The organism is Candidatus Binatia bacterium, from assembly GCA_036493895.1.
Taxonomy (GTDB): domain Bacteria; phylum Desulfobacterota; class Binatia; order UBA1149; family CAITLU01; genus DATNBU01.
This window is the reverse complement of record DASXOZ010000026.1, coordinates 70652-84644: the sequence shown is the minus strand read 5'-3', so window position 1 is coordinate 84644 and position 13993 is coordinate 70652. Positions and strand designations below refer to the sequence as shown.

Here is a 13993-nt window from a genome sequence, read left to right as displayed (position 1 = left end):
GCCACACGCGATGGTAACTTGCTGCACAGAACGAAGACGGGCCGCCCGAAAGATCGAGCGGTCCTTTTTCATTCATCGTTCATTCCGTGACGCCGGATCCATGCCCGGCGTCGCACTGTGTGTGAGTGCTACCGCATCAGTCCGGTCACGGACAGGGAACGGAGGCGGGATTGCCCGACTGATCGGTGCATGCGCACGTCCCGTTGACCGGCGGGGCCCCGACCAGCGCGCAAGCATCTGTCGACAGGGCCACGCATTCGGGCGCCTCGGACCCGATTGAGAAGTCCTGCGTGTCGCTACCGTCGTCGCCGCCATTTCTGGCGCAATCAATGTCCGCGCGCGGTCCAGCGTCACGCAATTGTCATGCATGTCGCGAAGCTGGCTGGCAGTCAGGATCCTCGCATCGCTGTCCTGCAATCGGCAATGTCGCAGCTGACGACACGTGTTCACTTTCTAGCGCCGAAACTTATCCGACCACGAGAATATTGACTGCGACCTGCGCTCGAAATCGTGCACACGTTCCGAGCGAGCGCTTCATTCGCCTCCCTCGACACGGACTTCACGCAACTGTCATACTCGCGCGTGAGCGAGACTGGACACGATGCTCGCTGGCGTAGAACTCCTGTGGTTGAATGCCAGTTTCGTAGTGACGGTCGCCAGATCGCGTCTCTCGCCCTTGCAGGAGGATCCCATGGAGATTCGTCTATCCGAGATCAATGCCAAGTTCGGTGGACGATTGGCGTGTTCGGACCATCGCGGTTCCGACCCTTACATTCGTGGAATAAAGCCGGTCGAATCCTGCGGCGAAGGCGACCTGATTTTCATCGACAACAAACGATTCGTCCAGACGGCTTTGGCAAGAAGCCCCTCGGCCATCATAACGAATCCCGATCTTGCCCAGCTCTTTGCGCCGCGAGAAGGGCTGGGACTCCTGGTCACGCCCTTGGTGATGCTCGCGCACGCGCTCATCAAATCAGAGTATGCCGATCGCGATTTTCTGGATGACCAGTGGCCTGCGCGACCGACGTCCGCCGTCGTTCATCCCACCGCGAGTGTGGCGGAGAGTGCCTTTGTTTCTCCGAATGTCACAATCGGGGCCCGCGCCAGAATCGGCGAACGTACGCGATTGATGGCCGGCGTCGTTGTCGAAAACGATGTGATCATCGGTGACGATTGTGTGATTCATCCCAACGCGGTGATCGGTTACGGTTGCCGGCTGGGAGCCCACGTCGACATCGGCGCGGGCACCGTGATCGGTTCCGAGGGCTACGGGTTTGGGCAAGATGCCGAGTTCCAGAGTTACCGGATCCCTCAAACCGGCATCGTCGTCATCGGCGACCGGGTTCGCCTGGGCGCGAACAACTGCGTCGATCGCGCCTCGTACGGCATGACACGCATCGGTTCCGGGACCAAAGTCGACAATCTTTGCCACTTCGCTCACGGCGTGGAGATCGGTGAGAACTGCCTCCTCACGGCGATGTTCTGTATCGCGGGATCATCGATCATCGGGAATCGCGTGGTAGCCAGCGGCCAGGTCGGTGTCATCGATCACATGAAGATATGCGATGACGTCTGGCTCCTTCATCGCGCCGGAGTGGTCAAGGACATCTCATCACCTGGCAGGTACTGCGCACTGCCCCTGCAGACACTGGCAAACTACAAGCGCAACATGGAGGAAGTCGTCAGGCTCTCGGAGCTCGCTGCCGAGGTACGTGCGCTGCAGACCCAGATCAATGAAGATCGGTCCGGTAGCCACTGGCAGCGGGTCGAAAAGCAACATGACGTAAAGGCCGACACCGAGACCAAGCGCATAGACTGAACGGCCGGTAACGAAGGACTTTGCCGGGCATGTTGGCAGCCACATGCATTGGAAGCGCATCGGTCTGTCGCTGAAAATTTCGCAGGAATTCCAGCGCCGTGGAGTTCAGCGTCGGGGTGTAAAAGGAGTTGTTGGCCTCGTTTCGAATGATTGCTGCGAGTGGCTCGAGCGCCAGGACGCGCAGGACGAGTTGAAATGGAAATGCCGCCGCCCACCACGCCAGGACGCATGCCCGTTCGCGAGCGCCGATCTTGCGCGTCGTGAGCCACGCGAGTCCGCATGCCGCGGCGAGCACGATCAGGAAAGGGAGCCAGACTCGTCCCTCCGGAGCCGGACGGTAGTTGTAGATGTAGTTGCCTGCCACGGACCCCAAGAGAAGGGTCCTACTGGCGATCCGGTAAGTCGTATAGAGCGCAACGCCGACACTCAGGATGATGACCAGCTGCCGCCACGACGGCGCACAGCCTCGTGGGGATATATTCGCGCGGCGCCCGGTTCCGATACCAGTCAGCGGATCGCACGTTTCGTCTGGCATCATGTCGTAGTTCGCGTCGGCAGCGCTTCGCGTGGGGTGCTATGTCGGGTCAATCGAAGTCGTCATCGACGGGCCCGAAAGCGCTTACGTGCGGTTGACGCTGAGCAGCGTGACGGGCTCGTCGAATCCGCGCAAAAGTCGGCGGCCGGCGGGCTCCCAGCGCAGGCGCTCACTGGCAGCGTTGCCGGCGAGCTCGGCGGTGGCGAGCACCTCGCGCGGCACCGCGATCTCGGCGAGTCGTGCTGCAAGATTGACGATCGGCCCGTAGTAGTCACCGCCGCGGTCGAGGAGCTGGCCCTCCGCCAGCCCACCGCGTGGCGTCACGTTCGGATCGCCGGCGAAGCGCTCGATCAGCGTGAGTGCAATGTCACACGCCGAATCGGCGTCGCCAGTCACGAACATGACTTCGTCGCCGATGAACTTGACGACGCGGCCGCGCAGGTTGGTCGCAACTTCGAAAGCGACCTCCTCGAAACGATCGACGACGGCGGCCAGCTCGGTCGCGTCGAGTCGCCGCGACAGCGTAGTCGAGCCGACGATGTCGACGAAGCCGACGCAGCCGCGAACGGTCGCCTGCTCGAAGCGGCTGCGCCGAGTGCGCAGGCGCTCGGCGGCGAGCTGCAGGTGCATGGGCAACAGCCCTTGCATGATGAGGCCGGGGGCGCTGGCAGTCTCGATCGCCTGCAGGTTGGCCTTGGCCAGTTCGAGTTCACTGGCTCCGCCGGCGATGATCCCGACCATGCGGTCGTGATTCGAGGTCGCCATCGCCTCGGCAATCCGACTCACCGATGCGCCGAGCACGCGCGAAAGCCGCAGCATGCCGGTCTCACCGAAAAGTCCGATGCCGCCGGCAACCTGGCGGAAGAACTCCGCCTCCGCCTCATTGCACCAAGGCGCTTCGGGCTCGGCGGGCGGCAGGCCGAACGCGATTCGAAAGAGCTCGACCTGCTCAATGGTGCTGCCGACGCGCTCGGCAAGCTGCCTCTGCGACAGGTAAGGGCCGGGTCTCAGCGAGGCCATCGAAGCCAGGAACACGAGCTGCTCGCGCCCATCGGCCTCCTTCATCTGCGCGAGCGCGATGCCGCGCGCGGACATCCATTCGAGAAGCGCGAGCCGCCCGGCAGCCCTCGGTGAGGCCGGATCGTAGAGACCTGCGGCTTCGTAATCGGCGGCTGTCATGCGTGCGCGATACGCGTGCAACGCGGAAGGGTCAAGGCGCTTCTCTCCTCGAGAACGTCGTTCCGGGAGAGAAAACCTTCGCGAGAGGCGTCGGCCGGGCCCAATCCGGACCACATCAGCCCACCCGTCGGCACGCCCCAGTGGCCGCGCGGCACCACCGCTCGAGCAGGTAGCGCCCTTGACGGCGAATCTGATTGCGCGACATTGGGCGCCCTATGACCGAATCACCATCCAGCGAAAAACTCACCACCTGGGCCGCATCGAGTGACAACGCTTTTGTCGAGTTCGTCCGTTCGACGGTGGGGCCGCTTCTGCTCATTCTGGTGACGCCACCCGCAGCGATCATTTTCTGGATCGTCTGTACCTTCGAGCCGTTCAACGGCGCGTTGCTCCCCCTGTTCACCACCGCGGGTTGGCAATCGGTTCTCGCACATTGGCCGTGGCCGACTTTCAGCGCTGCCGCGATCATCCTCGGCTATGCCACGATCCAAGGAGCCCTCCTGCAATGGCTCCCGGGAAAGACATTCGAAGGACCGATCACGCCGGGCGGCAATCGCCCGCGCTACAAGCTCAACGGCGTAGCAGCTTGGTTTGTGACCCACGCGCTGTTCTTCGGCTGCGCCTGCGGGCTGCACCTGTTCAACCTCGGGATTGTCTGGGACCGCTTCGGCGCAATCCTGGCGACGTTGGTTCTCTTCGCTCTGGTCTTCTGCCTGTTCCTCTACTTCAAGGGCATCCATTGGCCCAACTCACCCGACCGCAGCGTTGCCGGCAATTTCATCTGGGACTACTACTGGGGCGTCGAGCTGCATCCGACCTTGTTCGGCATCAACCTCAAACAGCTGATCAACTGCCGCTTCAGCATGATGGGCTGGAGTGTGATCGTGTGCTCCTTCGCTGCCAAGCAAGCCGAGCTCGACCGTGCGGGTCACCTCAGCAACTCGATGCTGATCTCGGTCGCCATAACTGTACTCTACCTTTTTAAGTTCTTTTGGTGGGAGAGCGGGTACTTCACCTCGCTCGACATCATGCACGACCGCTTCGGCTACTACATTTGCTGGGGCGTCATGGCTTGGGTGCCGGCGGTCTATGCGATCACCGCGCAGTATCTCGTGCTGCGGCCTTACGACATGCCTTGGCTGCTCGCGGCGGCAGTCTTACTGCTTGGGGTTGCTGCGATCTGCGTCAACTACGACGCCGATGCGCAACGCCAGCGCGTGCGCGCGACGAACGGCAACACAACCGTGTGGGGCCGCCCCCCGGTCGTCATTCGCGCTCACTACAAAACCGCCGACGGCAAGGAGCACGAAAGCCTGCTGCTGGCTTCCGGCTGGTGGGGCCTGGCGCGCCACTTCCACTACGTCCCCGAGATCACCCTGGGGCTCGCGTGGAGCCTTCCCGCCGGCTTCACGCACTTCGTCCCCTACTTCTACGTTACCTTTCTGACCATCCTGCTGTTTGATCGCGCGACGCGCGACGACAAGCGCTGCCGCAAAAAATACGGCGCCGATTGGGACGAGTACTGCCGGCGCGTGCCTTCGAAGATCATTCCGGGAATCTACTAGTGACGATACTCGCATCCCCAACGAATTTCGCTCCCAGGACGCCTCTCCGGGGAGATGCCAGAACGATGCCGCCTCGGTGTTGGGGAACCGACGAATTGTCTCGGGCAGGTGTGCCTGACAGTCAGTGCTAGAGCCAGTTAACCATTCTCGCTCTAAGCGCGGACTGGTTAACAGATTCAGTTAACCAGCCTGAGGGTTCTCTCCCCGGAGAGGCATTCTGAGAGTAGAATTCAGCCTCATCGGCCGCGGATCGGCGCTCTCACCAACCGCTCTGGTTAACAGTTCGGTGACGAGTCTCGGTTGCACGAACTCGCAAACCACCGCGAGATCACGCAGATTTCGCGCCGCGTCCCGTAGGAGGACGGCGCGGCTCATCCGCAGAGAGACATTTGATCTTGAGGGGATCTGGCTCCGCATTCGATGCGCTGGGCGAACCATTTCTCAGAGAATTTCTGAGAGTCCCAACTCGCGAAGAGCTGAGAAAGCGTCTGGATTCAGTGCGGTGCAAGATCGTGTCGCCGACATCCAGAAAATGGGATCCCATTTGATCGATGCACCCATTCCATCTGGATCTGACCGTCTCCTCCTCTCATTGGCTCTTAGAGGACCGCTTGATGGCGTTTCCCCTCGAACGGCCCGCTGAGCGGACGGACGCCTTCTGAGGAACGAGTCGGACCTCGAGGTTGCATCCAACGGCAGAAGCGTAGCGCTTGAGCGTCGTCAGAGACGGCGCGTGCTTGCCGGCCGATTCCAGGCGCGAAATGGCACTCTTAGTCGTTCCCATCTTTTCGGCGACCGCATCCTGTGTCAGTCCCGCGCGCGAACGAGCGGCGAGCATCTGGCGGGCGATTTGGTACTCAAGGGCGAGCGCATCGTAAGCTTCGCCGAATCCCTTTCGCTGGCGTGCCTTTGCGACAAAGGCCGCGTGGTCATGACGCACGGGTTGGTACTTCAGTTCACTCACTGGACAACTCCTTCATGCGCTTACGTGCCAACTTCAGTTCTCGGTCCGGCGTGTGTTGAGACTTCTTGACGAAAGCGTGCAGCACGATGACGCGCTTGCCGACGAGGAAGCAGTAGAATGCCCGGCCGATGCCGGCGCGTCCCCGCGGTCTCAACTCGAAGAGGCCGTCGCCGAAGGCACGAGAGTAGGGAAGCCGCAGGTTCGGTCCGTACTCGACGAGCAATTCGACGATTCTGGCGTAGTCAGCCAGGACATCCACCGGCCACGACTCGATCTCGTCGCGGACTCGTTTGTGGAAGTACTCGACGGCGAACGCCACGGCCGGAGGTTAGCAAATGCGCTAACCTGGCACAAGCGGCCGAGTCGAGAGCGGGAGAGTCGCGGGTCGGCCCCGCGCCTGGCACCGCTCCGCGTCCGACTTGACGAGTTCTGGTTAACGGCCGATCGCCGCACCGTGCTTGCCCGATGTCGCAAACCCTCGCGACATCACGCGGATTTCGCGCCCAGCAGTTTTCCAACCCGAACGGGCATTTTCTGTACGAGTACTCGTCACCGAGGGCGGGTTTGAGACCCGACTGACCCCAGTGCAGATGGCGGGGATGGCTCAGCGGGAATTCCGTTAGCAGGTCTACGACCACAGGCTCCGTGATCTGGTTCGCCAGACCGGCGACATCGCCATCGCTACCGCGGCGGGCGTCCCTCGATCGACGGCGGCCGGCTGGCTATGCCGGTCCATCCTCGACCCGACGTGTCGAGTACTCGTCAAAAATTGCCCGTTCACGTTGGTGATCTGCTGCGCCAAGAACCCCCTCGGCACACCGATTCATTGACGCGGGGCGGACCTGAAGAAAGGCTCGCGCCTCGAGTGGCGGTGGTCGCGTTCCCCGAGGCTGGCGGTCGCCACCATCACTACGAGCGGATGGCGGCCTGAGGTCGTCCGGCACCGGGTTTTCGGGATGGACAATGCTTGCAGTCGGTCGCCATGACGTCTCAAGAACCTGAGAACGGCGAGGCCAAGATCCGGAAGGTCAGACTGGAGTCTGGGTCAACTCGACGTCGTAGCCCGTCGACATGACCCGCAGACTTGGCACCTGTCGTACTTCCTTCCGCCATGGGTGTGAGCACAATGGCAACGGCGGCACGGGGCCACTGTTCACAGCAGCCGGACCACCGGTCGGAGCACCCCGATGGCAAGCGACTACAGCCCGGGCCTCGAAGGCGTCATCGCGTTCGAGACCGAGATCGCCGAACCCGACAAGGACGGCGGCGCACTGCGCTACCGCGGCGTCGACATCGAGGATCTCGCCGGGCACGTCACGTTCGGCAACGTCTGGGCGTTGCTGGTCGACGGCAAGTTCGGCCCCGGCCTGCCGCCGGCCGAGCCGTTCCCGATCCCGGTGCACACCGGCGACGTCCGCGTCGACGTGCAAGCAGCGCTCGCGATGCTCGCGCCGGTCTGGGGATACCGCGCCCTGCTTGACATCAGTGACGAAGAGGCCCGTGAGCAGCTCGCCCGTGCGGCCGTCATGGCGCTGTCCTACGCGGCACAGTCCGCCCGCGGGCTGTCGACGCCGGCCGTGCCGCAGTCGCGCATCGACCAGTGCCATACAATCGTCGAACGCTTCATGGTCCGCTGGCGCGGCGAGCCCGACCCGGCGCACACGAAGGCGGTCGACGCCTACTTCGTGTCCGCCGCTGAGCACGGCATGAACGCCTCGACCTTCACTGCCCAGGTCATCGCGTCCACCGGCGCCGACGTCGCGGCCGCGATGTCCGGTGCGATCGGCGCCATGAGCGGCCCGCTGCACGGCGGCGCTCCGGCCCGCGTGCTACCCATGATCCAGGAGGTCGAGAGGACCGGCGACGCCAAGAAGGTCGTCACCGACATTCTCGACCGTCACGACCGTTTGATGGGCTTCGGGCACCGCGTCTACCGTGCCGAGGACCCCCGCGCTCGCGTGCTGCGCCGCACGTGCAAAGAGCTCGACTCGCCGCGCTTCGAGGCCGCGCAGGCGCTCGAGCAGGCGGCGCTGGAGGAGTTGCGTGAGCGGCGTCCCGACCGTCCGATCGAGACGAACGTCGAGTTCTGGGCCGCGGTCATTCTGGACTTCGCCGAGGTGCCGCCGCACATGATGCCGGCGATGTTCACCTGCGCCCGGACGGCCGGTTGGTCGGCGCACATCATGGAACAGAAGAAGACCGGCCGACTCGTCCGCCCGTCCGCGCGGTACGTCGGTCCCGAGCCGCGCAAGCCGGAGGACGTCGAGGGCTGGTCGAACATCGTCCATGACTGACCGCTCGTGGCGTCGAGGACAACCCCGGAACCGATTTGCGTGCTGCCGATCTCAGTGCGCACGCGGGCCCGCTCGACCAACAGCTCGCTGGTGCGCGCGGCCGTTGTAGTATGCCAAGACTCGGTCGACTGAGATGTGACCAGTTGCGTCGCCCGCCCGAGCAACCGTCGTGCGGCCTCGCTAAACAATTCCCAGAGTTGGTAAACGTTGCGAATGCCCTCGCTGCAGTTTTGTCACCCGGCTCACAGTCTCTGGATAACTCGTTTAACGGGGTCTCCCCTGGGAAGCGTTCTGAGAGCGAAATTCGTCCCGCTGAGCCTCGAATCGGCGCTCTCAGCGGCGGCCCTAGTTAACAGCCAACTGCCGCGTCATGCCTGCCCGATGTTGCAAACCCGCGCGACATCACGCGGATTTCGCGCCGCTCCAGGTATGGAGGCGGCGCGGACCATCCGCAGAGAGACATTTGGTCTTTAGAGGATCTGGCTCCCCGAATTTGACTCGGCACGGTTTTGCGGAAATCCGCCAGTGCCATGGCAGCACTGGACGGAATCCGCATCGTCGACCTCACGCAGTGGGAAGCGGGCACCTCGTGCACGCAGCTTCTTGCCTGGCTCGGCGCCGACGTCATCAAGGTCGAACCGCCCGGCGGCGAGCCAGGCCGCAGGATGATCTCCGAGCGTCCCGACGCCGACGCGATCTACTTCCTGCTGTTCAATTCGAACAAGCGCTCGGTGACGCTCGACCTCAAGCAGCCGCGGGGGCGCGAGATCTTTGCGCGCCTGGTCGCCGGCGCCGACGTCGTCGTCGACAACTACGCCAACGGCGTGATGGAAGAGCTCGGCCTCGGGTACGACGCGCTGAAGGCGATCAAGCCCGACATCATCCACGCCTCGTGCAAGGGCTTTGGTTCGTGGGGGCCGTGGGCCGACTTCAAGAGCTTCGACATGATCGGGCAGGCCACCGGCGGAGTGCTCGCCGTGACCGGCACTCCCGAGACTCCGCCGCTGAAGCCCGGCGTGACGTTCGGCGACAGCGGGGCCGGCGTGCACCTCGGCATGGCGATCCTCGCGGCATACATCGAAAAGCTGCGCACCGGCCGCGGCCAGTACGTCGAAGTCTCGATGCAGGACGCGATGTTCAATTTTTCGCGCTCGGCGCTGGTCGCGCACTACCTGACGGGCGGAATGCCGGCGATGCGCTACGGCAACCGCATGGGCCTTCTGTGTCCTACCGACCTTTACCCGACCAAAGGCGGAGCACCGAACGACTGGATCTACCTCATGGTCACGACCACGCGCATGTGGCACGCGCTGCTCGACACCATCGGTCGCGGCGACCTCAAGGGCAGCGACGACTACGAGCTGCAGAGGGAGCGCGGCAATCACTGGGACGAAGTCAGCGAGATGATATCCGGCTGGACGCGGCGCCACGACAAGTTCGAGGCGATGCGCCTGCTCGGCGAGGCCGGCGTGCCGTGCGGCGCCGTGCTCGATTCGGCCGACCTGTTCGCCAACGAGCACCTGCGCGCGCGCGGCATGATCGCCGAGGTCGAGCATCCGGTGCGCGGAACTTTCACGATGCCGGGCATGCCGATCAAGATGGGTGGGGCCGCCGAAGTTGCATTCGAGGCTTCGCCGCTGCTCGGGCAGCATACCGGCGAAGTATTGCGGGAAATCGGCGTCGGTGAGGGCGAGCTCGAGGAGCTTCACCTCGCCGGTATCGTCTGACGAAGCGTCTGGGCTCTTTGCGGGAGACGGCGACTCAGGCGCGCTCCAGCGCCGCGGTCAGCCGTACCGCAACGCCATTCAGAATGGACTGACCGACGATACCCTCGACCTCGGCATCGTCGGTCCAGTCGTTGGCCGAGACGCCGGCGTGAGCGCCGGCCACCCGCTGCCATCGGGCAGACGGCGCGTGACCCCATCCGTGCGGCAGGCTCACGACACCGGGACGCATCTCGTCGCTGACGTGCACGCGTACCGGTCCGCGGTGGACGCGGCTTTCGAGCACCGCTTCGTCGCCGTCGTTGATGCCGATGCGGCTTGCGTCCTGCGGGCTGACGAAGAGCACGCAGCGCTCCTTGCCCGATACCATCGCCGGGACGTTGTGCATCCACGAATTGTTGCTGCGCAGGTCGCGCCTCCCGATCAGCAGCAGCTCGCCCTCGTTCGGCCTGCCGGCAAGCTCGTCGAGCAACTCGTCGAAAGCCTGGAGGAATACCGGCGCACCGACGTGGATCTTCTTGTTTCGATGGAAGATGCGGCGCGCGACGCCTTCCTCGAGCGCGCCGAGGTCGATGCCGTGCGTGGCTTTGCGCAGTTTTGCCATCGAGAGGCCTTTCGACCACGGCAGGAAGCGATCGCCGTGGGGCCCGAGCCGGAGCAGAAGATCGGCCGTCGACGTGGGGTCCCAGTTCCATCCGAAGCGGCGACCGGCGCGATACGCCGAATCGACAGCCGGGATTCCGAAAGGCCCACCGCCAAGTCGCAGCGACAGCTCGTGAAGGATCTCCCAGTCGGCACGCTCGTCTTCCGTTTTCGCGACGACGGGCGCAGACCAGCGCGCGACGTTGCGCATCGCGATCATCGGCACGATCGTGTCGATGTGGTCCTCGGCCAGCGCCCACGCCGGCGGCAGGATCACGTCGGCGTGCTGCGTCGTCTCGTTGATGTAGATGTCGATCGACACCATGAAGTCGAGGCGCTCGATCGCGGCCTTGACGCGCCGGCCGTTCGGCAGCGACAGCACCGGATTACCGGCGTACGTCACGAGTGCGCGCACCTGTCCCTTACCTTCGGTCTCGATCTCTTCGGCAAGGCACGCTGCCGGCAGGTCGCCGACAGTCTCGGGCAGCCCGCGGACGCGGCTCTTCCAGCGCGCGTGGCCGTCCATGCCGGCCGTATGCGCGAGGGTGGCTGCATCCAGCGCCGGGCTCGGGAACATTGCGCCGCCGATCTTGCCGAGGCGCCCCGTGACGATGTCGAGCAGGTCGCCGGCCCAGGTCGCGAGCGTGCCGTAGCGGTTGTTGCAGACGCCGATGCGCGTGTACGCCACAGGCTTTCGCGCGATCGAGAAGTCGTGGGCGATGCGCTCGAGCACGTCGACCTCTACGCCGGCATGGAGCGCGGCAGAGGCGACGTCGAGCTTCGAAAGGCGCTGGCCGACCTCTTTCCACCCGTCCAGCATCGCCAATACGTCGCCGGGAATGCCCTTGGCATCGAGAACCAGGCGCACGAGCGCGAGCAGGAAAGCGGCATCGCCGCCGGGCCGGATCTGCACCACCTCGTCGGCGTCGCGCGCGGTTTCGGTGCGACGCGGATCGACGACGACGACCTTGCCGCCCCGCTGCCGGATCGCACGCATGCGGTTCTTGACGTCGGGGCCGGCCATCGCGCTGCCCTGAGAGACGTACGGATTGGCGCCGATGCACAGGAAGTAATCGGTGCGATCGATGTCCGGCACCGGAATCACGAGCGAGTTGCCGTACAGGTAGTACGATGCGGCAAAGCGAGGGCTCGTGTCCTGGGAGCCTGCGCTGTAGGAGTTGCGTGTGCCGATCGACTTGAGGAAGCCGTGGCGCATCAGCAGCGCGCCGTGGTTGTGCGTGACGGGGTTGCCGAAGTAGCTCGCGATCGCGTCGCTGCCGTACCTGGCGCGGATCGCGGCGAGGCGAGAGGCGACCATTTCGAACGCGGTGTCCCAGTCAATCGGCTCGAAGTCGCCGGACAGCGTGCGGCGCATCGGCGTGCGCAGGCGGTCCGGGTCGTGGTGGACGGCGCCCATCGCGACGCCTTTCGGGCACACGTAGCCTTTCGACCAGACGTCGTCGTGGTCGGGCCGTATCGAGACGATGCGCTCGCGGCCCGGCATTCCCGAAACGTCGAACGCGAGCCCGCACGCGGCCTCGCAGAGAGAACAGCTGCGGAACACGGTGCGCGTCGCGGCGGCAAGACCGCGCCGTGCATCCTCGTCGGCGTCGATGTCGGGGGGCAGGCGGTGAAGCATCGAAGTTCTCCTTCGGTTCCTGCCCGATTACTGCGGGGGGCCCGCCGCGACAAGGGCCGCTGCGGCGGCGACGGATGGGACCACTCAGTGCCGCGTTTCCGTCGATGGTCCTTCGAGCGGTCCCGGTGGCTGCTTTTTGCTGCGCGAGGCCTTCGTCCCGGCTGAGGCCTCGGTTTCGGCGGGAGAAGGCTCCGGGAAGGACACCGCGATGTCGGCATCATCGACCGGGGGCATCGCCGCCTTCAGGTCCTCGAACGACTCCTGGATGTCGAGCACGAAATCGTGGAGGTCGGGCAGCAGATCCCAGTCGCACGTGAATCCCCAGCACAGCGATCCGGCATAGCTGAACAGCACGATGCCGAGGCACAGGCCGTCCATCAGCGGGACGAAGCCGAAGTTGTCGTGCATGCGTGCGCCGAGCATGTACAGCGGCACCTGCGGCCCCGGCACGTTCGTCACGACGAGGTTGAACGGCAGCGCGCGCGTGGCCATGCGCGAGGCGAGCGAGAGAATCGTCGACGGAGTCCATTCGCCGACCTGCGTCAGCATCTCGGCCGTCTTGGCCTGCTTGGCTTCCTTCAGGTGCGACGTCGTCGTGCGGATGTGCTCGAGGCGACGCCTGGCATCGCGCTCGCCAAGCGGCATCGGCACGATCCATCCCGAGACGCGGTTGCCGAGAGCGCCTTGCTCGCTTTCCCCGCGCACGCTGACCGGCGCCATGACGCGGAAGTCGAGCATTTCGCAGTTCACCTGCCGCCTTTCGAGGAAGCGGCGCACGGCGCCCGCGACGGTCGCGAGCACGATGTCGTTGACCGTGCCGCCGAGCCGGTCCTTGACGTTCTTGATGTCCTTGAGGCTCATCTTGAGCCAGTCGAAGCGACGGTGCGGCCCGACATTCTGGTTGAGCGGGGTATCGGAAGTGCCGAAGCCGGTTCCGAGCATCTCGCGCAAGGAGCGAAGGCGCGATCTTACGTCCGACAGCGGGTCCTGGATCTGCGTGGCCAGGGCCGTCACGTTCTTGCCGATCTCGAACGGCAGTCGCGCAAGCTGCCCGGCCGTCTCCAGCATGAGGTCGAGCTCGCTCGGAGCGGGGCGCGGCAGGAACTGCTGGGCCTCGGGGAAATCGTCGATCGGCTGCGGCGTGAGCAGCACGTTCAGGAGATCGACACTGGAGACGCCGTCGACCATGCAGTGATGGATCTTGCTGATCATCGCGACGCGCTTGCCGTCGTCGAGGCCTTCGACGACCCAGATCTCCCAGAGCGGCTTCGAGCGGTCGAGGTGCTGGGACATGATGCGCGCGGCCAGGCGCTTGAGCTGGCGCTCGTCGCCGGGCCTCGGAAGGGCGGTGTGGCGCACGTGGTAGTGGATGTTGAAGTGCGTGTAGTCCACCCAGATCGGCGCACTGTGGAACCAGCTCGACTGCAGCACCTGGCGGTAGCGCGGGATCAGGTGCATGCGCGAGTCGATGTAGGCGCGGATGCGCTCGATGTCGATGCTGCCGTCTTCCTTCGTCAGCGGCGCGGCGTCGTAAGTGGCCGTGCCGGCGATGTGCATCGGCGTGTTTTCCCTCTCCAGGATGAGGAAGGAATTGTCGAGAAACGTCAGGTGGTCGTATGCGTACTGCGTCAT

At 64.4% G+C, this 13993-nt stretch carries 9 protein-coding genes; 4 read left to right on the top strand and 5 right to left on the bottom strand.

Translation table 11 applies throughout. The features are described 5' to 3' along the window. The first annotated feature begins 691 nt into the window (after positions 1-691). Positions 692-1819 carry a UDP-3-O-(3-hydroxymyristoyl)glucosamine N-acyltransferase gene (gene lpxD / locus VGK20_06980; protein ID HEY2773779.1) on the top strand — a complete coding sequence of 376 codons (1128 nt, stop codon included), beginning with the start codon at positions 692-694 and terminating at the stop codon, positions 1817-1819. A gap of 619 nt (positions 1820-2438) precedes the next feature. On the opposite strand, the gene VGK20_06975 is transcribed toward lpxD, so the two are convergent. After that, entirely contained in the window at positions 2439-3533 is a 1095-nt protein-coding gene (locus VGK20_06975; GenBank protein HEY2773778.1) for an adenylate cyclase regulatory domain-containing protein, read from the bottom strand. Between the two features lie 215 nt (positions 3534-3748). Between VGK20_06975 and VGK20_06970 the strand changes: the two genes are divergently transcribed. Further along, the gene (locus VGK20_06970; protein ID HEY2773777.1) at positions 3749-5098 is read left to right on the top strand and encodes a 7-dehydrocholesterol reductase; all 1350 of its coding nucleotides are present in this window, start codon (positions 3749-3751) and stop codon (positions 5096-5098) included. Between the two features lie 589 nt (positions 5099-5687). On the opposite strand, the gene VGK20_06965 is transcribed toward VGK20_06970, so the two are convergent. Both VGK20_06965 and VGK20_06960 read right to left on the bottom strand, forming a co-directional pair. Beyond that, a complete protein-coding gene (locus VGK20_06965; GenBank protein HEY2773776.1) occupies positions 5688-6062 on the bottom strand; it encodes a helix-turn-helix transcriptional regulator in 375 nt (124 codons plus the stop codon). Then, complete coding sequence (locus tag VGK20_06960) at positions 6055-6381, bottom strand: type II toxin-antitoxin system RelE/ParE family toxin (protein ID HEY2773775.1); 327 nt, start codon at positions 6379-6381, stop codon at positions 6055-6057. Before VGK20_06960 ends, VGK20_06965 begins: the two co-directional genes overlap by 8 nt. An 868-nt stretch (positions 6382-7249) precedes the next feature. On the opposite strand from VGK20_06960, the gene VGK20_06955 reads away from it, so the two are divergent. Together VGK20_06955 and VGK20_06950 are read left to right on the top strand one after the other, a co-directional pair. After that, positions 7250-8356, top strand: coding sequence for a citrate synthase 2 (locus VGK20_06955; protein ID HEY2773774.1), 1107 nt, complete (start codon positions 7250-7252; stop codon positions 8354-8356). A 530-nt stretch (positions 8357-8886) separates the two neighbouring features. Then, entirely contained in the window at positions 8887-10083 is a 1197-nt protein-coding gene (locus VGK20_06950) for a CoA transferase (GenBank protein HEY2773773.1), read from the top strand. Between the two features lie 34 nt (positions 10084-10117). Here the strand turns inward: VGK20_06950 and VGK20_06945 are convergent, their stop codons facing one another. Both VGK20_06945 and VGK20_06940 read right to left on the bottom strand, forming a co-directional pair. Beyond that, positions 10118-12361 carry a molybdopterin-dependent oxidoreductase gene (locus VGK20_06945; protein ID HEY2773772.1) on the bottom strand — a complete coding sequence of 748 codons (2244 nt, stop codon included), beginning with the start codon at positions 12359-12361 and terminating at the stop codon, positions 10118-10120. Between the two features lie 84 nt (positions 12362-12445). Beyond that, the gene (locus tag VGK20_06940; GenBank protein ID HEY2773771.1) at positions 12446-13993 is read right to left on the bottom strand and encodes a wax ester/triacylglycerol synthase family O-acyltransferase; all 1548 of its coding nucleotides are present in this window, start codon (positions 13991-13993) and stop codon (positions 12446-12448) included.

Coding starts and splice junctions, on each gene's coding strand:
- lpxD (HEY2773779.1), top strand. CDS start 692: ATGGAGATTCGTCTATCCGAGATCAATGCCAAGTTCGGTGGACGATTG.
- VGK20_06975 (HEY2773778.1), bottom strand. CDS start 3,533: ATGACAGCCGCCGATTACGAAGCCGCAGGTCTCTACGATCCGGCCTCA.
- VGK20_06970 (HEY2773777.1), top strand. CDS start 3,749: ATGACCGAATCACCATCCAGCGAAAAACTCACCACCTGGGCCGCATCG.
- VGK20_06955 (HEY2773774.1), top strand. CDS start 7,250: ATGGCAAGCGACTACAGCCCGGGCCTCGAAGGCGTCATCGCGTTCGAG.
- VGK20_06950 (HEY2773773.1), top strand. CDS start 8,887: ATGGCAGCACTGGACGGAATCCGCATCGTCGACCTCACGCAGTGGGAA.
- VGK20_06945 (HEY2773772.1), bottom strand. CDS start 12,361: ATGCTTCACCGCCTGCCCCCCGACATCGACGCCGACGAGGATGCACGG.
- VGK20_06940 (HEY2773771.1), bottom strand. CDS start 13,993: ATGACGCAGTACGCATACGACCACCTGACGTTTCTCGACAATTCCTTC.